The organism is Rhodococcus sp. IEGM 1307 (assembly GCF_030056915.1).
In the GTDB taxonomy this organism is placed as follows: Bacteria; Actinomycetota; Actinomycetes; order Mycobacteriales; family Mycobacteriaceae; genus Rhodococcus_F; species Rhodococcus_F opacus_D.
Map to the genome: position 1 here is coordinate 142,017 of NZ_JASHKW010000010.1, position 20,739 is coordinate 162,755.

At 59.3% G+C, this 20,739-nt stretch carries 14 protein-coding genes and 2 pseudogenes; 13 read left to right on the top strand and 3 right to left on the bottom strand.

What is annotated here, in order from left to right:
- Positions 1 to 366: 366 nt before the first annotated feature.
- A pseudogene (locus QM841_RS21155) lies at positions 367 to 1,281 on the bottom strand (IS256 family transposase); the annotation flags it as partial.
- Between the two features lie 969 nt (positions 1,282 to 2,250).
- Between QM841_RS21155 and QM841_RS21160 the strand changes: the two are divergent.
- The 13 genes and pseudogenes from QM841_RS21160 (at position 2,251) to QM841_RS21220 (ending at position 17,818) form a co-directional block, all read left to right on the top strand.
- Positions 2,251 to 3,774, top strand: a complete 1,524-nt coding sequence (locus QM841_RS21160) for a sugar transferase (protein ID WP_283333456.1) — start codon at positions 2,251 to 2,253, stop codon at positions 3,772 to 3,774.
- 105 nt (positions 3,775 to 3,879) lie between these two features.
- Positions 3,880 to 5,187 carry a mannose-6-phosphate isomerase, class I gene (gene manA, locus QM841_RS21165; protein WP_283333457.1) on the top strand — a complete coding sequence of 436 codons (1,308 nt, stop codon included), beginning with the start codon at positions 3,880 to 3,882 and terminating at the stop codon, positions 5,185 to 5,187.
- Between the two features lie 75 nt (positions 5,188 to 5,262).
- Positions 5,263 to 6,165: a UTP--glucose-1-phosphate uridylyltransferase gene (locus QM841_RS21170; RefSeq protein WP_283333458.1), complete on the top strand. Its 903-nt coding sequence runs from the start codon at positions 5,263 to 5,265 to the stop codon at positions 6,163 to 6,165.
- A 396-nt stretch (positions 6,166 to 6,561) separates the two neighbouring features.
- Positions 6,562 to 8,085, top strand: a complete 1,524-nt coding sequence (locus tag QM841_RS21175) for a sugar transferase (RefSeq protein ID WP_283333459.1) — start codon at positions 6,562 to 6,564, stop codon at positions 8,083 to 8,085.
- A gap of 219 nt (positions 8,086 to 8,304) precedes the next feature.
- On the top strand, positions 8,305 to 9,270 hold the full coding sequence (locus tag QM841_RS21180) for a WecB/TagA/CpsF family glycosyltransferase (RefSeq protein WP_283333460.1): 966 nt from the start codon (positions 8,305 to 8,307) through the stop codon (positions 9,268 to 9,270).
- A 732-nt stretch (positions 9,271 to 10,002) separates the two neighbouring features.
- Positions 10,003 to 10,608, top strand: coding sequence for a glycosyltransferase family 4 protein (locus tag QM841_RS21185; RefSeq protein WP_283333461.1), 606 nt, complete (start codon positions 10,003 to 10,005; stop codon positions 10,606 to 10,608).
- A gap of 91 nt (positions 10,609 to 10,699) precedes the next feature.
- Positions 10,700 to 11,821, top strand: coding sequence for a polysaccharide pyruvyl transferase family protein (locus QM841_RS21190; protein ID WP_283333462.1), 1,122 nt, complete (start codon positions 10,700 to 10,702; stop codon positions 11,819 to 11,821).
- Positions 11,806 to 13,068, top strand: a complete 1,263-nt coding sequence (locus QM841_RS21195) for a hypothetical protein (RefSeq protein ID WP_283333463.1) — start codon at positions 11,806 to 11,808, stop codon at positions 13,066 to 13,068. The genes QM841_RS21190 and QM841_RS21195 overlap by 16 nt, the downstream gene beginning before the upstream one ends.
- A gap of 17 nt (positions 13,069 to 13,085) precedes the next feature.
- Positions 13,086 to 14,231, top strand: a complete 1,146-nt coding sequence (locus QM841_RS21200; RefSeq protein WP_283333520.1) for a polysaccharide pyruvyl transferase family protein — start codon at positions 13,086 to 13,088, stop codon at positions 14,229 to 14,231.
- Entirely contained in the window at positions 14,221 to 15,723 is a 1,503-nt protein-coding gene (locus QM841_RS21205) for a lipopolysaccharide biosynthesis protein (RefSeq protein WP_283333464.1), read from the top strand. Before QM841_RS21200 ends, QM841_RS21205 begins: the two co-directional genes overlap by 11 nt.
- Positions 15,713 to 16,741: a nitroreductase family protein gene (locus QM841_RS21210; RefSeq protein WP_283333465.1), complete on the top strand. Its 1,029-nt coding sequence runs from the start codon at positions 15,713 to 15,715 to the stop codon at positions 16,739 to 16,741. Before QM841_RS21205 ends, QM841_RS21210 begins: the two co-directional genes overlap by 11 nt.
- Positions 16,742 to 16,944: 203 nt before the next feature.
- Positions 16,945 to 17,201 (top strand): annotated as a pseudogene (locus QM841_RS21215) (glucose-1-phosphate thymidylyltransferase); the annotation flags it as partial.
- A gap of 59 nt (positions 17,202 to 17,260) precedes the next feature.
- On the top strand, positions 17,261 to 17,818 hold the full coding sequence (locus QM841_RS21220; RefSeq protein WP_283333466.1) for a YdcF family protein: 558 nt from the start codon (positions 17,261 to 17,263) through the stop codon (positions 17,816 to 17,818).
- A 105-nt stretch (positions 17,819 to 17,923) separates the two neighbouring features.
- On the opposite strand, the gene QM841_RS21225 is transcribed toward QM841_RS21220, so the two are convergent.
- Together QM841_RS21225 and QM841_RS21230 are read right to left on the bottom strand one after the other, a co-directional pair.
- On the bottom strand, positions 17,924 to 18,226 hold the full coding sequence (locus tag QM841_RS21225) for a hypothetical protein (RefSeq protein WP_283333467.1): 303 nt from the start codon (positions 18,224 to 18,226) through the stop codon (positions 17,924 to 17,926).
- A 428-nt stretch (positions 18,227 to 18,654) separates the two neighbouring features.
- Positions 18,655 to 20,514: a DUF4012 domain-containing protein gene (locus QM841_RS21230; RefSeq protein ID WP_283333468.1), complete on the bottom strand. Its 1,860-nt coding sequence runs from the start codon at positions 20,512 to 20,514 to the stop codon at positions 18,655 to 18,657.
- Positions 20,515 to 20,739 lie beyond the last annotated feature (225 nt).

Here is a 20,739-nt window from a genome sequence, read left to right on the forward strand (position 1 = left end):
TGAGCTCGTTCCTGCGGCTGGGTCCGCAGTCCCCGAAGGGGTGCGCGTATGGGCTGAGAGGTGCCGGACAAGTTCGAGACATCCTATGGCGAGGATCAGGTTACTGGCGCGTAGTAGACCGCCTGAATGACATCGCACGACCCGCCCAGAATTGCTCACTATGCCTCGCGTTCCGCACCGGGACGGCGGGCATTCCTGCCTCAAAAGTAGGCCACGCCGATTGTGGAGTTCCTGGTTGGCTGCGTCGTGTCCTAGGGTTGCCGAGGGGTGCGCTCAACCGCACTTCAAGCCGTGTGACGCTGATGAGGTGGCCCTCCGCAATTGCGTCCGGGAGTAGCGCGGCCATGTCGTAGAGCTGATCGGGAATAGCTTCTCCGACAGCGCATCGATCACCCGATCGTATTGAGCATGAACAGAATCGGAGTCTGGCTGGTCGTAGACGGAGTGCAGGAGCGCACGCACCCAGGGCCACGAATTCTTCGGCGTCTGGGACATGAGATTGGTCGAATAATGCGTCCGGCACCTTTGCCAAGCGGCCCCGGGCAGGGAGGCGCCGATCGCCGACACGAGGCCGGCGTGGGCGTCGGAGGTCACCAACCGCACTCCGGACAGGCCGCGGGCGACCAGCGACCGGAAGAACGCCAGCCAACCGGCCCCGTCCTCGGCGGAGGTCACCTCGATTCCCAGGATTTCCCGGTAATCCTCGGCGTTCACTCCGACCGCGACCAGGGCGTGCACGTTCACCACCCGCCCGTTCTCCCGGACCTTCAACACGAGGGTGTCGGCGGCGACAAACGTGTACGGTCCGGCATCCAAAGGTCGGCTGCTGAACGCCTCGACCTGGCCGTCGAGGTCCTTGGCCATGACGCTGACCTGGGATTTCGACAGTGAGGTGATTCCGAGGGAATCGACGAGTTTCTCCATCCGGCGGGTGGAGACGCCGAGCAGGTAGCAGGTGGCCACCACCGAGGTCAGGGCACGTTCGGCGCGCTTGCGGCGGTGCAGTAACCAGTCTGGGAAATACGAACCTTGACGCAGCTTCGGGATCGCGATGTCGAGAGTGCCGCCGCGGGGATCGAAGTCGCGGTGTCGGTAGCAGTTTCGGCTGTTGGTGCGGTCCTCGGAGCGTTCGCCGAAGCCGGTGCCGCACAGGGTGTCGGCCTCGGCGCCCATGAGCGCGTCGATGAACGTGGACAGCAGGCTCCGTAGCAGATCGGGGCTGGCGTCGGCGAGCTGATCGCTCAGGAACTGGTGCAGGTCGATATCGTGGGCAGTGGCCATCGCGTGGTCCTTCATCGAGTGACTTTGGTCGGTCTCTCGAAGAGTCACGCGATGGCCGCCTTCATAGGGCTACGACACGCCGGTCAGGTTGGGATCCGGTTCGTACACCACTCTGCTGGACGCAACCACCCGTTTTGGGGCAACGAGCTAGCGGGGTTCCTACCGCCCGACGAAATTCCCTCCAACGTTTGGAGCAAGGAAGGGAGATCGCCCGCAGCAAGTAGCGAGACCAAGATCATGTTGGGAATGACCCCGCCGCAACCGCTGGCGGAACCTTGTGATGAGAGATTGCGTCACATTCGCCTTCACGCCACGATAAAGACCCGCTCACGCAACGACCGGACGGGGTAGCTGGCGCTTGTTTGTGTGACGGGGGTTATGCGGCGGTCTGGTCGGGCGGCCCGCCAGTCCGGCTCTTGCGCCGGCGGGGCAACTTTTCGCGCCGATCTTTTTGCCGGGCTGCTCTCCCGATCAGTATTGCGAGTGGTATCGACAACACCACCCACGCAATGACGATCCCGATTGTCCACCACCACACGACACCAGTATGCCGCACTCGAAGGGTCAGCCAGGCTGCCGTCCTCGACATTCGTAGCTGCGAAAATTCTGAGATTTCCGGGCCGATCGTTCAGAATGCGGGCAGGTAGTTATCGGGACCCGGACCGCGAGCAAATTGCGGCCGGCACCGTACCTGCTCGCTGGCGCGATCGCCAGCATTTCGTGTGACCTCCGGTATCAGATGGTCCGCGTGGCAATGTCATTCGTTCGATATACACACCTGCTGACCTGCGATAGAAGGGCTGTACCGCCCTGTTGAACGGGTACTGTGAAACTGATCACTTGATGTCTCAACTTGGGGGTCCGCGTGCGAATATCGACGCGGCAGCAAACATTGGGCGATCGTCGTCTTCGCCATGTCGTGAGAACACACGAGCTCGCCAGTCAGGATGGCTCGAGCTCGGAAGGCGAATGGTGACGGCATTCGATGTTTCACCCGACTCGTCTCGGGCTCCGGAGAACGCAGCGGCGTTCGCGGAGGAAGAGGGTGGGTCGCACAGTCGCCGCGAGTGGCAGGCCGCGTACATCCGACGGCTGCTGATCTCGGACACGCTGATCGTGATCGCCGCGGTCGCGCTCGCGCAGTGGGTGCGGTTCGGTGACAGCGGCATCCTGACCGCGAGCGGTATGGGACACGACCTGAGCTACACGCTCGTCTCCGCTCTGCTGATCGTGGCGTGGCTGACCACCCTGACGATCTTCCGGACTCGCACGGCGCGGGTGATCGGGAGTGGGCCCGACGAGTATCGACGGATCTTCGTGTCCAACGTGCGGCTGTTCGGCTTCATCGCGATGCTGGCGCTGTTGTTCCGCCTCGATCTGGCTCGGCTCTACCTCGCCATCGCGTTTCCCGTCGGTCTGGTGGCTCTGATGGCGAGCCGCTGGGCGTGGCGTCAGGTGATTGCTCGTAAGCGGTCGCGCGGAGAGTTTCAGACGTCGGTCCTGGTCGTGGGCAACGAACGTGCCGTCCGTAATCTCGCGGAATCCTTCGCCCGACGTACGGCCGACGGGTATCGCGTGGTGGGCGTCTGCATTCCGGGACACTCCGGCGACCATGGCGACAAGATCACCGTCGCCGGCCGCGACATTCCCGTGCTCGGTAGCGAGCTCGATGTGATCGATTCGCTCGAGTTCTGTCACGCCGACACCGTGGCCGTCACGGCTACCGAGCATCTCGGGCACGAAGGGATGCGCGCGCTCGCCTGGGACCTAGAGCCGCACGACGTCGAACTGGTGGTTTCACCGGGAATGATGGATGTGTCCGGTCCGCGTCTGTCGATGCGGCCGGTGGCGGGATTGCCGCTGATTCATGTGGAGAAGCCGCAATATCACGGCGCGCAGAAGTTTTCGAAGCTCGCGTTCGACATGATCTTCGCGGCATCGGCGCTCGTCTTGACGAGCCCGGTGATGATTCTGGCCGCGCTCACGATCAAGCTGACCAGCAAGGGCCCGGTGTTCTACAAATCGGAGCGGATGGGCCTGGATGGGCGTCCATTCCCCATGCTCAAGTTCCGCAGCATGGTGGTGGACGCTGATAAACAGGTCGCGGCGCTGATGACGGCGAACGAGGGTGCCGGCGTCCTCTTCAAGATCCGTGAGGATCCGCGGGTCACACGCGTGGGCGGCGTTCTGCGCAAGTACAGCCTCGACGAGCTTCCGCAGTTCCTCAACGTTCTGCGCAGGGAGATGAGCGTGGTAGGCCCGCGCCCGCCTCTGCGCCGGGAGGTCGAGGCCTACGACGGCACCGTCCGTCGCCGGCTGCTGGTGAAGCCCGGCATCACCGGCCTGTGGCAGGTGAGTGGGAGATCGGACCTGTCGTGGGAAGAGACCGTGCGGCTCGATCTCTCGTATGTGGAGAACTGGTCGATGATGGGAGATGTCCTCATCATCGGCAAAACGGTTCGTGCTGTGGCGGTCGGTGACGGTGCGTACTAGGACATCGAGAAACTGGCGACGGACCTTGCCGTCGAACACTGTGCGTTTCAGTGCACATCAACGTTCCAGCGCGTCACAGCTAGATTCTCGACGGGTGTCTGATCGATGAATCGCCTCCACGGAGCAATCCGGTCGTACCGCTGGGGCTCCCACACTGTGCTGGCGGAGCTCACGGGACGACCCTCGCCGTCCGATCGGCCCGAAGCCGAACTCTGGCTGGGTGCACATCCAGCAGACCCGGCTCGCGTGGACGACGCGGTCTCCGGCGTCTCACTCCTCGACGTGATTTCGGCCGATCCGCTCGGGCAACTGGGGGCGGCCAACGCGGAGCGGTTCCGAGGTCGCCTTCCGTTTCTACTCAAGGTGCTCGCCGCGGAGGAACCGTTGTCGTTGCAAGCGCACCCGAACTCCATGCAGGCATGTGAAGGATTCGAACGGGAAGACGCAAACGGTGTCCCGCTGGACTCGCCTGCCCGCAACTACAAGGACGACAACCACAAACCGGAACTTGTGGTTGCGCTGACGAGATTCGAGGCGCTCGCGGGTTTCCGCGACGTGCGGCGAACCGTCGCGTTGCTGCGAGCGCTGGGTGTTGCGGAGTTGGACCGGTGTGCGGAGCAATTGGCAGCTCAGGCCGACTCCTCTGGCGTGCGCGCCCTGTTCACGCAGTGGATCACGGGTGACGAACACTCGGCGACGCTGATCGGTGCTGTGGTCGAGGCCTGCCGGCGTTATATGTCGGGAGAGCCCAACGGAGCGGTGGGTGAGTTCGCGGCTGAGGCGCAGACCGCGCTCGAGCTGGGGAGCAGGTATCCGAATGACCCCGGTGTGCTGATCTCGCTGCTGCTCAATCGGATCACGCTCGAGCGGGGGGAGGGCATGTTTCTCGCGGCAGGAAATCTGCACGCATACCTGCGAGGCGTGGCCGTCGAGATCATGGCCAGCTCGGACAATGTGCTTCGTGGCGGTTTGACACCCAAGCACGTTGATGTGCCCGAGCTGCTGAAAGTCCTTGATTTTCGGCCGGGGTCCATGCCGGTGGTGCGTGCGGGCTGTGATGGCCGGGACAACACACGTGTGTACGAGATGCCGGAGAGAGAATTCGAGCTCACCCGGCTGCAACTAGACACAAGCCGGAGTGGTGCCTCGGCATCCACAGTGAATCTTGCCGCCGGGGACCCACGGATCCTTCTCTGCACGGCGGGATCGACCGTACTCTCGTCTCCGGGCGCCTCGCTCGAACTGAGTGCGGGGCAGTCGGCGTGGTTGCCGGCATCGAACCCGGCGGTGACCATCGTGCCTGCACAACAGCACGCCCGGTCTTCGTCGCCACTATCGGCTCCGGATGATGCGGACTCTCCTCACCGCCAAGAGATCTGCGCTCACGTGTATTCGGTAGACCTGGACGACTGACCAGTGTGACGGTCGGTTCACACGCGCAAGTCGTGACACCGCAGCACAGTCAAGTTCTTCGAGAAAGGCATAACCATGGGGGAATTGGATTCGACTGCTTTTCGGACGGCTGTGGTGCCTGCCGCGGGAATGGGTACGCGATTTCTGCCGGCGACCAAGACGGTCCCCAAAGAGCTACTTCCTGTGGTGGATACGCCCGGGATCGAGTTGGTGGCCGGCGAGGCAGCCGCATCGGGAGCGGAGCGGCTGATCATCGTGACAGCGCCTGGCAAGGAAGGTGTGGTGGCGCACTTCGTCGAAGACCTGGTGTTGGAAAACAACCTTGCGGCCAGGGGTAAACACAGTCTGCTGGATAAGGTGCGCAGGGCACCGGGCCTCCTCGCTGTGGAGTCGGTAGTCCAGCATCAACCGCTGGGGCTCGGCCATGCGGTCGGTTGCGCTGAACCGGTGTTGGGCGACGACGACGATGCGATCGCGGTTCTGCTGCCGGATGACTTGGTTCTGCCGAACGGCGTGCTCGATGTCATGTCGCGCGTGCGAGCCAAGCGTGGCGGAACGGTGCTGTGTGCCATCGACGTCCCCAAGGATGAGGTGAGCGCATATGGAGTCTTCGACGTCGAGACGGTCCCCGATGCCGTGAATCCGAACGTACTGCGGGTGAAAGGCATGGTGGAGAAGCCGAGCCTCCAGGACGCACCGTCGACTCTCGCGGCTGCGGGCCGTTACCTCTTGGACCGGGCGATCTTCGATGCGCTCCGACGAATTCGGCCGGGAGCGGGCGGCGAGATGCAACTGACGGATGCGATCGCACTGCTGATCGCGGAGGGGCATCCCGTACACGTCGTGGTTCATCGGGGTCCTCGGCACGACCTCGGCAATCCCGGTGGGTTCCTTCGCGCGTCGGTTGACCTGGCGCTCAGTCGTCCGGAATATGGGGTGGACCTGCGCACGTGGCTGGAGCAGAGGGTCAAGGGCTAGCGCGATGTTCCGTTCGTTCGTCTTGGCGTTTCGGCGCACCTGCCCATGGTCAGAGCAACGTTACCGCGTTGTTACTGTCCAGTACGGAGTGCGCAAAATACTCGAAGATCGGAAACCGTGCCAGCAGTTGGGGCTGAGTTCTGCCTGTGGCCTGATCTCCGAGCGCGTCACTCTAAACACAGATCCTCTGGTTGACCAGGGTCGAAAGTCCCTCTCTCTGAAGAAAAATCGACGATGTGAGTCGCATCACTCCGGGCCGTCTCGAGTGTAACGAGGCGGCCACTGGTGCGATTATTAGCTGGCAGCAAAACTCCGGGGGGCGGACTTCCTCTACCGCCACGCAGGTCGCGAGACAGTGACGCTCGCCGACTCTTTGGTCCTAGTTGGAAGGCTCAGATGGTGACGTCGTTCGGTGTTTCGCTCGACTCGGCAACCCCGGATGGGGGCAGCACGCCCGCATCAGGGCTCGACGGCCGACTCAGCGGCAGGCGTGCCTGGCAGGCCTCGTACATCCGGCGGTTGTGGGTCTCGGATACTGTGGTCGTGATTGCCGCTGTAGCCCTCGCGCAGTGGGTTCGGTTCGGCGACAGCGGCGTCCTGCACACCTCGGCCTTCCCTCAAACACTCAGCTATGCGCTGGTGTCTGCGCTACTCGCGGTGTCATGGCTCGCCACGCTCGTCATCTTCCGGACCCGCACGGTCCGGGTGATCGGGAGCGGACCGGACGAATACCGGCGAATCTTCGTCTCCACCGTCAGACTGTTTGGCCTCATCGCGATCGTGTCGCTTCTGCTCCGCCTCGACCTCGCTCGCCTCTATCTCGCGATTGCCTTTCCGGTCGGGCTGGCCGGTCTAATTTTCAGCCGTTGGGCGTGGCGTCGGGTGATCGCCCGGAAACGTTCCCGCGGCGAGTTCCAGACGTCGGTACTCGTGGTAGGTGGCGAGCGCTCGGTGCGGAGTTTGGCCGAATCGTTCGAGCGCGGCACGGCCGACGGTTACAAGGTGGTGGGCATGTGCATACCAGGGCACACTGGCGCACACAACGACACGATCGTTGTCGGAGAGCGCGATATCCCCGTGTTTGGTGACGAGGGTGACGTGGTTCGTGCGTTGGGTTTTTGCCACGCTGACACCGTTGCAGTGACTGCTACAGAGCACCTCGGGCACGAGGGTATGCGTTCCCTTGCGTGGGACCTCGAGCCACACCATGTGGATCTGGTGGTCGCGCCAGGCATGATGGACGTGTCCGGTCCGCGCCTTTCGATGCGGCCGGTCGCGGGTCTGCCCCTGATCCACGTGGAGAAGCCGCAGTACCACGGCGCTCAGAAGTTCTCGAAACTCTCCTTCGACTACGTGTTCGCGGCCCTTGCGCTCATTCTCATCAGCCCTGTGATGATGACGGCTGCTCTTGCGATCAAGCTGACGAGCACGGGCCCAGTGTTCTACAAATCGGAGCGAATGGGCTTGGACGGGAGGCCGTTCCCGATGCTCAAGTTCCGCAGCATGATCGTCGACGCGGACAAGCAGGTGGCGTCGTTGATGAAATCGAACGAGGGCGCCGGCGTGCTGTTCAAAATGCGCGACGATCCTCGAGTTACCAAGGTGGGGAAGTTCCTCCGCAAGTACAGCCTCGATGAGTTGCCACAGTTTGTGAATGTCTTGCGCCGAGAGATGAGTGTGGTTGGCCCGCGGCCGCCGCTGCGCCGGGAGGTGGAGGCCTACGACGGGACCGTTCGGCGCCGGCTGTTGGTCAAGCCTGGGATTACAGGCCTATGGCAGGTAAGCGGACGCTCGGATCTGTCCTGGGACGAGACTGTGCGGCTTGATCTCTCGTATGTAGAAAACTGGTCGATGATGGGCGACGTGCTGATCATCGGGAAAACGATCAGGACGGTGATTGCCGGTGACGGAGCGTACTAGTGTGACGATACTCGTACCCGCAAGCCTCAGGGCTTCTCAAAATTGGGCCTCTGTCACCGATCGAAAGTCGCGGGAATCGCGAGTGTTGCCTTGGTTTGAGACTGATCGGTGCATCCTCACTCATGGAAACAGCCCGTGCGCGACAGGATATCGGCGTCCCGAGCAATCGATCATGAGCACACGTCGCCGGTATATTCCCGCACTTGAGGAAGTTTGAATGTGAGTACCAAAGTTGCGATTCGCCATGGCTATTTTACGCAACGTGTCCGTCCGGAAAAGGTCGTGCTCGCTATGGCGCGCGCATTTCCTGAATCGAAAATTCATACCAGCCTAAACAACGAGAACGAAGCGCGCCCAGATTTTAAAAGTTTGGATATGCGCTATTCTGCCCTGAATAGAATCCCCGAAAGGACGAGGATGCTGCAGTATGCACCCGAATCAGTCCGCCTGCGCATTCGAGGTGCCCAAGTGCCTTTCGACGTGCGCACACTCGACGAGATCACCAATGAGATTGTCGGGAACGCCCCAGACTCATGGCACGTGGTCATTACGCCGAATCTTCACCACATCCATCTGCTTCGGCAGGACACGTCACTGCTCGAGGTCTACAAGGCGGCGAAGCTCATCATTCCCGACGGGTGGCCGGTCGCTTGGATGCTGTCTCGCGTGTCAAAATCCAAAGTCGGTCGGGTCACCGGATCTGACCTTCTGGAGCGCATACTCGAAGTCCACGGTGGGGGGAGGCGGCTGGTACTTGTGGGGGGTGCGGATCCCGACGTGCTGTCCTCCCTCGCAGAGCGGGCGCAACGAAACCAGTGGGACGTCATGGTTGAGCCCGCGCCGAAGCCCGAGGTCGAGAACGTGGATCGGCGACGAGATCTGGTTACTCGAGTCGCAAAGAAGGGCGAAGGTGGAATCGTAGTACTCGGCTTGGGGGCTCCAAAGCAGGAGCTCTTCGCACATGAGTTGCTTACACAGAATGGTTCGGGCCACATCTTGTGCCTTGGGATGGCGATTAATTTTAGCTCCGGAAGATACCGCCGGTCGCCAAAGTGGATGCAGCGCGCCAAACTGGAGTGGATTCACCGAATCATGACCGAGCCCCGCCGGCTCTTTCCCAGATACGTGCGGGATGCGCGCGCTTTGGTACCTACTCTCGCAGAGAACAGCCGGCGCGCCGCATGAACTACATCACAAGTTCGTACAACACCGAGCCGATGATCATGGCAAAGCCACAAATCGTCGCAACTTCCAGCGCCGCGAGCGGGAATCTCGAGCGCGTAACACGTTTCAGGTTGCACACAACGACTGTGCCCGTAGTTCTCGACGGCCGTCCCACCATGCGTGCCGCATCTCGGATTGTCGAGTGTGTCGCGCATCAAGTTCGAAATGATACCTAGAGGGACTGACATGGGACGTTTTGGCCAACTGAGAAAGCGACGCTCGACCCGCAAGCGCGTCTCCAAGCCTCTACTGCCAGCTGTACTCCAAATTGGTCCTGCACCGGGCAGTTCTGGCGGGATCGCTTCGGTCATAGAGGAAACTCTGAAATTCAATCCTAAGGAATTTCAACAACGCACCTACCCATCTTGGACGCCAGAAGGGTACCTAGCGTCGTTTCCACGAGCGTGGCGGACAGCGGTGATAATGTGTGCCACGACCCGGCACTGGAGTATTGCCCATGTTCACCTCAGTGAGTACGGCAGCTTCCTCCGTGAGGGGGGGCTACTACTAGTCGCTCGAGCGCTGCGCCGACCAGCGGTAGCGACTCTTCATGGCGCGAATCTGGCTCAGCATGTCGAGAGGTATCCACAACTCACACGGTGGGTCTTCGGTGCAGCCACCATTATCCTGTGCCTTGGTGAGAAACAGGCGCAAATCGTCGCAGGCATTTCGCCCAAAACGTCGGTACGTGTAGTGGCAAATCCTGTGGATGAAATGACTTTCCGCTCGGCCGGAATCCAAGCCCAGCAACACGACTCGGGACCTGTGTTTCTATTCGCAGGCGAGGTAGGGCATCGGAAGGGCCATGATCGCCTCGCGAAAGCGTGGGATACGATTCTCGATCAGTATCCGGATGCGAAGTTGCGCGTCGCCGGCCCGGTAGCCAACGGATACAAGGTGACATCACAACGCAACGTCGAATATTTAGGAAACCTGAGCCGCGATGAACTTCTCGGCGAAATGTCGACGGCCACAGCTGTAGTGCTCCCCAGTCGCGCCGAAGTCCTCCCGATGGTTCTAATCGAGTCTCACGCGCAAGGCACGCCGACGGTTTACACAAAGGTCGGTGAGTGGAGCGAATTCGACGGTGCTCCAGGCATCCGCCTGATCGATACCTCTGGGCTACCTGAACGTGACATCATCGCCTCCATTGCTGACGCAATGCTCGACATCGCAACGGCGACGAATTTCAACCCAGATGCGCTTGTCGACTGGACTCGACGCAAATTTTCTGCGCCCGTTGTTACTGAACAGTTGAACTCCGCCTATCGCGATGCAATTGGGCGAACCCGCCCGTGAGGCCGTCGACATCAGGCAAGGCCTGCCGATTTTCTTCAAAAGAAATTCAAGCAATAGATAATGGTAGCAAGTGCAAGTCTAAGGAGGGGCAGTGAAGACAGTCGGGATCCTAACTCGCCACGTCTATCCGAACTATGGGTCGCTGCTGCAGGGCCACGCGCTTGTAAACGCCCTGACCTCGGCGGGTGCGAGAGCAAGCATTATAGATTACTTCCCTCTTACCGATCGGCCATTCAGGCTGGCGACATCCCGTCTTCGAGAGTCGAGAATGCGAACCTCGGTGACCAAACGGGCCGCGTATCTCGCTATACAGACGCCAAACATGGCGAACATGAGTACTAGATTTCGAAAGTTCCAGCATCGGCACCTCCCTCTCACCCGAATGTGTGCAGATGATCTGGGCGTCGCGGAGATCATCGATGGGCTGGACATCGCGCTAACGGGGAGCGATCAGATCTGGAACTCCATCCACGGAGACCTAGACCCGGTGTACTTCCTCGCAAACCAGCGGAACGAGAATAAGTTCAGCTATGCCGCCAGCTTCGGATCAGGATCGCCCTCCCTGGAAGACAAGGGAAGAGTCCATTCCTGGTTGCGAGAATTCAGGGAAGTCTCGGTGCGAGAGTCCTCGGCCCAGACTGCTCTGGCTTCGATCGGAATCCCGTCACGTGTCGACGTCGATCCTGTGCTACTCCATGACAACGCGTTCTGGAACAGCTTCGCAGACGCACAACCAGCTACGGCGGGCAGGTACATCCTGGTCTATCAGCTTCACAACACACCGGATTTCAATCGCAGACTGAAAGTCATCTCAGACCGCCACAAACTGCCGATTCGCCGCATTACGCCGGATGCGAAAATGTACCTGGCTCACCGGGCGTCAGACTATCTAGTCGAGCCACGGCGATTTGTGAGTCTGTTTCGTGACGCTGACATCGTTGTTACCGATTCATTCCACGGCACGGCGTTCTCGCTGGTATTTGGGAAGCCGCTCTACGCACTTCTGCCGCAGGAGAACTCCACACGTAATACGGACCTTCTTACATCGGTCGGTCTGGATCATCTAGCTTCGGCCCCCGATCAAGCGCCGGTCGAGAATCCGGACTATGACGCTGTAGCAGTCACAAACTTACTCCGCTCTCATGCGGACGACTCGTGGCGTTACCTTCGGGCGTTGCTCGGCGAGGATGATGCGTCATGCCAGACACGGTGAGCGGAGCCGATGCCCCCTCGCGCGAGGACGCCAATCGAATCCTACCAATCGACATTATCCAACTATTCCTGTTTACGGGATTTGCGTTTTCGTATTCCCTGTACATGTCGGACCTGCTGCCCGGAACCTTGTACTACACATCCATGGCGGCATTCATCATATTTGCGGCCGCACGCGTTGCTTGGCTTGTTCTAGTAGCCCAACCTAGGGCTCCATTGGCATTCGGTAAATCAGCGTGTGCATTGTTTGGCGCAGCGGCAGTATTGGTCTTCATCTCGATCGTGCAGGAAATCAATGCCGCCGGCGACTTCAGTTACACCAGCTTCGGGGCGATCATCTATATTGTGATACCAGTATTGTCCGCACTGTGCATCGCGAATACAGTTACACTACGTCTCGCCGACGTCTACATGACGGTCCTACTGGCGCGTTACGTATTCTTTTTTCTAATCTCGGACAAATTCTCTATTGAAGCAATACAGTCAATCAGTTGGGTTGACTCGCAATCTCCCTTCGAATCGTCGTTTGCCCACGACCTCCTGGTAGTTGGCTTGTACTTCGTCGTTCGGCAGAAGGCGATCCGTGCCGGACTGGCGTTGGCCTTCACCATGTTGGCCCTCAAGCGTGCCTCTTTCCTTCTATCGCCATTGCTGATCATATTTCGTCGGCAAATTCGATACTCACCTCCACCCAAAAGTACGTCGGTTTTGGCGCTATTCGTTGTCGGCGCAGTAAGTCCGTTCGCCGTAATGGCTGCGTATTCACAGACTTCTTCCGAGTTCTTTGAGAACACCTTCGGTGTCGATCTCGACGAATTCACGAGCGGGCGCTTGTCCATCTATCAACTGGCCACGAACTGCGCGGAGTCGTCGCATGCATTCGGTTCTCTCAATATCTGCTTGAGTGATACAGCATTTCGAGTCGGGGGGACCACATGGAACGGTCTGCTACACAATGACACGTTGCGTGTGTACATGGAGGTTGGGCTCATAGGAGTCGTAGTTTACGTAGCCGCTCTCACGTACGCTTCTCGCACTAGCCGCCCGGCTTTCATACTCATGATGTATGCCTTCTTTGTTTTGATCACATCCCGCTTGATAACTCACATGAGCTTTTGGATCGTGCTCTTCATAGCGATTGCGTTGTTGGAGCGGTTTCAATCGTCACGAGACGAATTTAGCGGAAGGTGCATCGCATTGCCCGAGCAGGAAGTTCGCATCCAAAGCACGCAGAGGGAAACCAAGTGAACAGCGGCGCATCGAAGGTGGGGATCCTTACCCTAACTCAGTCGGAGAACTACGGGACGGTCCTGCAGGCATACGCGACCTACCAACTATTGAATCGAGACCCCCGACGGAAGCACTTCTCTCTTGTCCCCACGGATGTTCAGTCCGTCAGGCGTCGCCGCCTTATTTCCCTTGCGAATCCGCGAAACGCCAGCACAGGACTAACTCGATACCGCAACTTTGCGGATATGCGGAAATTTATTGCTCCGTACACAGATACTTCAGATGGCAAGAATTGGGTGAATATCAGCAACAGGCGGTCTGCGCTGGAATATCTGAACTCCCGGTTCGACGGCTTTGTTACCGGATCGGATGAGATTTGGAATCTCGCTTTTGTCGGAGATAAGAGTATCTATTATGCGCCCGAGACCCTTGGGCGGATTCGCGTTAGTTTTGCGACATCCGCCAACCGGCTCGATATTTCGAAGTTATCGAGCGAGAGCTTGGATATACTTCGGCGTTCGCTACAGTCGTATCGATTTATTTCGGTTCGGGACTCGAACACGTTCGCTTTTGTGGAGAGCCTCCTCGAAGGGGCTAGCTCGATCGAGCAAATTGTGGACCCCACGATAATCCACGGCTTGCCCGAGTTTGTTGGGTTGCATCAACCGTCCGCTGATTCAGGGCGCAAGCGCATTTTGATGATGGTTCGAGACCGGGCCGTGGGCGAAGGTCTGGTATCCCGTTTCCATAATTCCGCGGATATTGACTCTGTGTTCATACGCTACCCGGGGACCCGATTCTTGTCCTTGGATCCTGCCTCCTTCGTTCGGGCATTCGGGGCATACGATTGTGTGGTCACTGATTTCTTTCATGGGACTTGCATGAGCGTCTTGAGCAGGGCGCCCTTCGTTAGCTTTGACAGTGAGCCGGTGTATTCGAAGTATGAGAGCAAGATTTGCAACATGTTGATGAAGCTGGGCCTGAATGGCCGCTATGTCAATCTGTCTTCCAACGGACGGGTTGCAGGCAATTCTGCCGTGCATGACCTGGTGGATAATATGCTGACAGAACCGCCTGTTTGGGTGGCGGACGGAGCAATTCAGCGCGAGCGCGAACACGGTCTTGCAGTACTGGCACGCGTGCACGACGCAATTAGCGAGGGACTCGCCGGTGTCCGTTGATTCCAGTGCAGTTACAAGGCATTCCGTAATATACGTGGCTGCCTCTATTCTTCAGAAGCTGTCGTCACTCATTCTTCTGCCTGTCTACACACGCCTTTTGACACCTGAGGAGTACGGGTACTTCAATCTCATAATCACCTTACTGCTGCTTGGTGGAGCGGTAGCGACTCTGGGGTTAGAGTTCGCAGTTGCGCGGTACTGTCACCCGGAAATATCGGACGATGTGACTGATACCAGGGACTGGAAACTAGGGGACAGTCAGGGCAGATACTATACCGCGGCATATTTTGTCGTGGTCGCAGCATCTATGGGTGTGACTGCACTGCTGGCTGCCACTGGGCCGCTGTATTCGCCAATCGCGTTTCCGGATTTCGATTTCTATCCGGTCGTGCTCATTGCGCTGGTGTCGATCCTCTTCCAGCCACTGACAGCAATCTACCTTTCGTTGTTGCAGGCGCGATCCATGGCCCGCGCCTACGGAACGTTCTCGCTGGCCTTATTTCTCTCAAACGCCCTGCTCACCGTTGCTCTGTTGGGTCCGCTCGATCTCGGCTTACTTGGTGTGGCGGTTTCTCTTGTTGCAGTGAACGCCTTCTTTGCTTTGCTCGGGACGTTGCGTGCGAGCAGACTTGGAATGTTGTGGATCAGATTCTGCGCGGACGACGTTCGTCGTATTCTTTCGTATTCACTTCCAATGCTTCCACACACCCTTACGCTGCAAGCAACCTCGCTTGCAAGTCGCGTCATCATCTCCAACCTCGTGAGTGTCGCTGCCGCCGGACTTTTTAACATTGCGATGTACGCGGTGAATTTTATCGATGCGGTGCAGACCGCGTTGCATCGAGCTTTTCTTCCCTGGTATTTCACGCAAGTAGAGCAACAGACGGTCGGTTGGCAAGACAATGTCCGGGATGTCATTGCGGCGTTCGTCGGGGCGTCTGTCGTGGTGTCATCGGCTGTGGCCCTTTTTGCTTCCGAGTTGTTAGTCGTAATGACACCGGAAAGCTTTCATGAGGCGGCAAATATTGTTCCTATACTTGCGTTAAGCATGATGGTGAAGTCGGTATATTATCCATCGTTATCAGCCCTTCTGTACAACGAGAGGGGAACGAACTTAGTAATGGTTATATCAGGCACCGCGAGTGTTTTCTCAATTCCTCTCGCTGTTGCGGGCGCATTCTCCCTGGGGCTCACGGGAGTAGCTCTTGCGCAGCTAATGCAGCGGTTAGTCATGAGTGCAATGGCGGTGAGGCTGTCTGCGCGCGTTGATCGTCCTCCGATACCCTGGGGAAGTGTTATGCGACTGCAAGCCGGCGGGGTAACCGTCGTGGTGTTGGTCATGATCGGCGATCATGCTGCGTGGTGGGGGCTTGGATTCTGGTGGTTGCTTGTCGCTAAGTCCGCGGTTGGGATAGCTCTGGCTTCCTACCTGTTTGTTTGTGATCCAAATCTGTTCCGAGCTGCAAGGAGAGTATTGAGCCATGGGCGTTAAAGAGAAACTGAAAGCGGTGGACCCACTTCGCCGGGTTGTGAAGCGAGTAAAGATACATCGTGAGTACTTTTTGGACGCTAGGTTCATGTCTAGCCACCTCTTGGATGGTGGCTCCGCGTCTAGCCATGAACAGTATCGAATCATGCTGCGAGTGCATTCGCTAGAGAAGGGGATGGCGCATCGGTCGCCTCGCTCGTTTGGTGCGAGCAAGGCGACTTCGCTTGTCCGCATGTTGGAAGTGTCCAGCGCGGAAACCCGAGACTCTACCGCCTACGGGATGGGCGTGTCGGTGCTTCACGCTTGGTTGGGTTTTCACGCTGATCGGGATGATCGAGATGAGACTTCGTACGAGTTGGTCGAGTGGTTCCTTAGAGATGCTCGCGGCGACGGCTACGGCGGCGAAGGTTTTGCGGCGGGTATCCGGTCTATTTCCGGGCGAGATCCTCAAGAGTGGGTCGGTCTCCCGTTTGCGGAGTTCGTCGCTACTCGTCATTCGACCAGACGCTACTCCGCGGAGCCCGTCAGTGACGATGTGGTGGACATGGCCGTCTCGCTCGCGTTGCTATCGCCCTCGGCGTGCAATCGGCAAATGATGCGACTTCATGTGATCGATGACCCTGGCCGTAAGCGCCTGCTGTACGACACTCTGCATGGCACGGGTGGCGTGGATTTCGACAGCTGCAGGATTGGGGTTGTCACGTATGACTCGCGCAGTCTTGAGTTCTATGGCGAACGAAACCAGGGCTATTTCAATGCTGGGTTGTTTGCCATGACCCTCGTGTATGCGCTTCATTGGAAGGGTGTCGGTGCGTGCCTTCTTCAGTTTGGCAATACCGTTGCTGAGGAACGGATGTTGAGCCAAGGTCTGGGGATATCTGATTTTGAGCGAATTGCTGTAGGAATCTCGTTTGGACATTTGGAGTCCAGTGACGTCGTTCCAGCGAGTGTCAGGCGTACAGTTCCGGAGGTTCTGAGGATTGATACACAAGGTCCTGCTCTCGTTCACTCAAATGATTAGGTAGTCGAAATAGCGTCGCGCCACGACGGGCCACACAGAACGCTGGGACGGTGTTGCTCGGGCTGCGAGGAGTACGGGTGATCAGCGTGTTGCGGGAATCGGTCGGTATCCGGCTGGTGGGTTGGTGATCGCTGAGGACGCCGCGGCGGCGTGCGTCGTGCGGGGTGTTCTCGCCTCGGTCAAGGAGCGGGCGTCCCACTAACGTTGAGGTTCTGTCCAGAGGGACCATTTGGCTTGACACGGGCACGTTCTATTCGCTGCTCAAGACACCCAACTACGTCCGCACCATCGAGCAACGGCAGTGTCTCGAAATCGTAGCTGCTGAGGGAGTCGCCGGCAGGGATTCATCTCCGATGACGAGTTGCGGGATCGGGCAGCGAAGCTGGTGAAGTCCGGGTACGGTTCCTACCTCCTCAAGCTTCTCGAAAGTGGCGGGACGCGCAGTGACCGTTGTTACTAGTTGGTCGGACGCGACCGATTGAATTCGCCCGGGCCGAGACAAGCGTTTAGGTTGGTGAGATGCGGCGTGCAGCGAAGTTGGTAGTCAGTGCGATAAGTGCTCTCGTCGTGCTCATCGCGATTATGGGGGGCGCGGGATTCTTCGTCTACACCAAGTCGCGGGTGGACAAAGTGAAGCCCGTAGACGCGATTGTCGTACTTGGCGGCGGGCACGATGGTCGCGAGCAATACGGTATCGAGCTGGCACGGCAAGGGGTTTCGAGAAACGTTGTGCTTTCTAATCCGTATTCGAGACGCGACACGAGGATGGCCAAGTTTTGTGCGACCAAGGATCCACGCTTCACCGTCACCTGTATACCCCCAGTGCCAGGAACCACGCGCGGTGAGGCGCTTTTCACCCGGGAGCTCGCGGAGCAACACGGCTGGAACAGCATACTGGTAGTCAGCTGGCGGTACCACTTACCGCGAGCGCGTTACATCTTCTCTCAGTGCTTCGATGGCGACATCGTCATGCGGCCCGTTCCTCGTGATTACAATTTCAGCCTGGCAGAATGGGAATATACGTATCTCTACCAGACGGTGGGGTTCGCCAAAGCTCTTTTGCAGGGTCGGTGCTGACGGGCCCTCTGTTTTGCAGCTACTGCAAGCGCGTCGGAATCTTCTCGAACGCAATGCTCCCCACGTCGGCCAAGATGTAGCCCACAATCGCCATCGACACGCCAGCTAATACCGTCCAGCCGCAAGCGATACCGTACGACGGTGCGAGGTGTCCTGTCCGAGAGCCTGCGAGGCCAGGGCGGTAAACGGGGCCACAGCTCCAAGGAACCCGATGCCGATCAGCGCGTAGCCATCCTCGTCGCGACCCGACGCCACCACGATTCCCAACAATGCGTACGCGCACATCGTCAACGCAACCACTGTGCGTCGCACACCCAGCCGTGGACCCACCACAATCACCGCCAAATAGTGCAGCAGCGCTCCCGCCGCGGCACACCATAAATAGTTGATTGACGTCGACACGTTCACCGCGCATGCCTCCCAGCACGAGCGGTATTCCTCGCCAGCGCGGATGCTGACGCCCTGCCCACCCACGCTGCACTGACGGCCACGAGTGGTGTTACCACCAGGTACAACGCACCCTGCCGGGGAGACAAAAGGTTCGCACCCTGCACGGCAAAGATACTGAAGCTCGTTAAGCCGCTCAACAATCCGAACATCACTAGGGCGCGCACAATCGTTGCCGAACGACGCTCGGCGTCCGAAGGCGGCCCGGCGCACACCCCGAACATGAATCAGCCCATCACGTTTATGGCGAACGTGGTGAGTGGGAACTCCGCGATATCGTCTGGCCACCACCGCCACAGCTGGTACCGAAGTGCGGCATCCCCGGCACCACCCGCCGCCACGGCCATGGCGGTGGCGGCGGTGCGAGAGGAGCCGGAGAGCATTCCGAATCAGGCGCCGCAGTTCGGCACGTTCACCGTCACAGTCGGATCATCTACCAACGGCTGCAACGGCACCCGCGCCTCGCCGGGCGTGGAGGGCTCGGTCAACTGGTACTTGACCTCCGTCGTCCGTCCTCGTGGCACCGGAACCAACACATCGAACATCGGATGGCCCAGTTCCCGGCCGGTGAGGAACATCGTCGGCTTGCCGTCGATGGTCACATTCCGCAGTTGAGCGCCCTGCGTGGCAACGAGGGATACCGCCGACACGTTGGTTCCCTTCGGCACGCCCAGTGTGTTGATGTGCGTCCCCGACACGTATTCGGGGAAATCGCCGCCCGGAATGTTATTCGTCAGTTTGACGGTCACCGTGGAACGCCGAGTGTCCTCCGTGCAGCTCTCCGCCGTGTAGTCGATCTCGCGAGTCAGGTAATAGTCGAGCTTATTTCCGGCCTGGTTGTTGATCAGCACACCCGCAAACGGTGCTGCGTCATCAGGCACGACGTGTCCGAGCGGTGTGCCGGCCAGGACTTCCTGCTCCTCGGGGTGTGAGCTCCACACCGCAATTCGGCGTTCGCCAGCTGCGCGGCCCAGCGCGTCGAGCAGTTTCTGTGGCGACTTGATCTCTCCGGTCATCTTGTCGATCACCCGGGCCGCCACGGTCTGCAGATACTGCTTGCGGGCGGCGTTATCGTCGGCGAAGCGGACATAGGCAGTCGACTCGGTCAGCTCCACAACGTTGTCGGCATTGATGACTTCGCCGTCCGGCATCTTGACCGGACCGATCGCGTCCAACACATAGCTGAGGGCGATCGGGTCGGTGGCAATTACTCCGTCGACCTGCTCGCCGGATTCCTGCGCCCACAGTGACTTCCAGATCTGCGCCGCATAAGGAAAGTGTGAACTCAAGTTACTGTTACGGAAGTCGGTGGTTGGCCGGCTTCGGCCATACTGCGCCGCGAACTCCGGACCCAGATCGATCGGCTGACTGTTCATCGGTAGATCGGAGTTGCGACCCAAGGTGTCTACGCGTGCGACACCGTCATTCGCGCGAATGACACCGTAGCCGCCCAGTAGTCCGCCTGTACCCCGCGCTTCCGCATTGGTTTGGAAGGCCATGAAGTAGTTGCGCGGACCGTCTGCGCCCAACATCGTGGGTGCCAGCTTCGCAGCAATTGCGGTATTTCCCAACAGCTTCGACAGCTCCGAAAGCTGGTCCTGTAGTTGCGTACGCGCATCGGAAACCGACGCCAGGTATGTCGGTTCGTCGATAGCCTGTGCCTGATCGTTCCACCGTTGGGCAGCGACGGCAGTCTGATCCAGCACTGGTGCAGCGTCCTGCAGGGGCTGCAAATTCACCTTGCCGCCCGAGGCGATGAGTTGGTTTGGCGCCAGAGAGGTTCCGGCTGCCACGGCCGGTGCGAGTACCTCCGACGTCAGGCCGCGCACGACTTCGGAAATCTGCTGTGAAGTCCCGAGCGGGCTGCCCAGCCACGGAATGGCGGAAGCGACGCTCCACGGGACGTTGTGCGTGTAGTCGTACGCCTTGTTCGCGTACTTGTCGGCGTCGGCTGACGACCGCTCCGCGTTTTCGGTATTACCGTCCAGTAACGCATCTTTCGCGAGCTGTGCATGGTTGCGCGCCTCGTACAGATTTGCGCGTGCTTCCCTGGCCGAATAGCCGAGCCACAGACCCAGTGCTACCACTATCAGCAAGGCCGCAAAACCGCCCGTGATCAGGCCACGCTTGCGTTTATAGGACTTGCTGTGGACATTCGTTCGCTTGCGGATGCGACGAACCGAGGGCTCGCCCGCGGAAGTGCCCGAAGCGCCGGGGTTCTCGGCGTCACCGCGGGAATGATCGTTCACGGATCGTGGCTCCTGTCATCGTGGTTGCGTAGAGGATACTGTGACGTGCGTCGCAGGTTTGACCCCCGCGTGGTGAGCAACGCGCTTGCTCATTATTGTCTGAGTAGCGAATTTCGCGAACCGGGGAGTCAGCAAGGTTCAGGCCCATCCAGATCGAGGGTGGGCCAATTCACAGTAACGAAGCGGCGTGCAGGCCCGATTTCTGCTCGGATCGGGAAACATGGA

Excerpts from the sequence above, each read along its gene's own strand:
- manA (WP_283333457.1), top strand. The coding sequence starts at position 3,880 with ATGAATCGCCTCCACGGAGCAATCCGGTCGTACCGCTGGGGCTCCCAC.
- QM841_RS21170 (WP_283333458.1), top strand. The coding sequence starts at position 5,263 with ATGGGGGAATTGGATTCGACTGCTTTTCGGACGGCTGTGGTGCCTGCC.
- QM841_RS21210 (WP_283333465.1), top strand. The coding sequence starts at position 15,713 with ATGGGCGTTAAAGAGAAACTGAAAGCGGTGGACCCACTTCGCCGGGTT.
- QM841_RS21160 (WP_283333456.1), top strand. The coding sequence starts at position 2,251 with ATGGTGACGGCATTCGATGTTTCACCCGACTCGTCTCGGGCTCCGGAG.
- QM841_RS21175 (WP_283333459.1), top strand. The coding sequence starts at position 6,562 with ATGGTGACGTCGTTCGGTGTTTCGCTCGACTCGGCAACCCCGGATGGG.
- QM841_RS21195 (WP_283333463.1), top strand. The coding sequence starts at position 11,806 with ATGCCAGACACGGTGAGCGGAGCCGATGCCCCCTCGCGCGAGGACGCC.
- QM841_RS21220 (WP_283333466.1), top strand. The coding sequence starts at position 17,261 with ATGCGGCGTGCAGCGAAGTTGGTAGTCAGTGCGATAAGTGCTCTCGTC.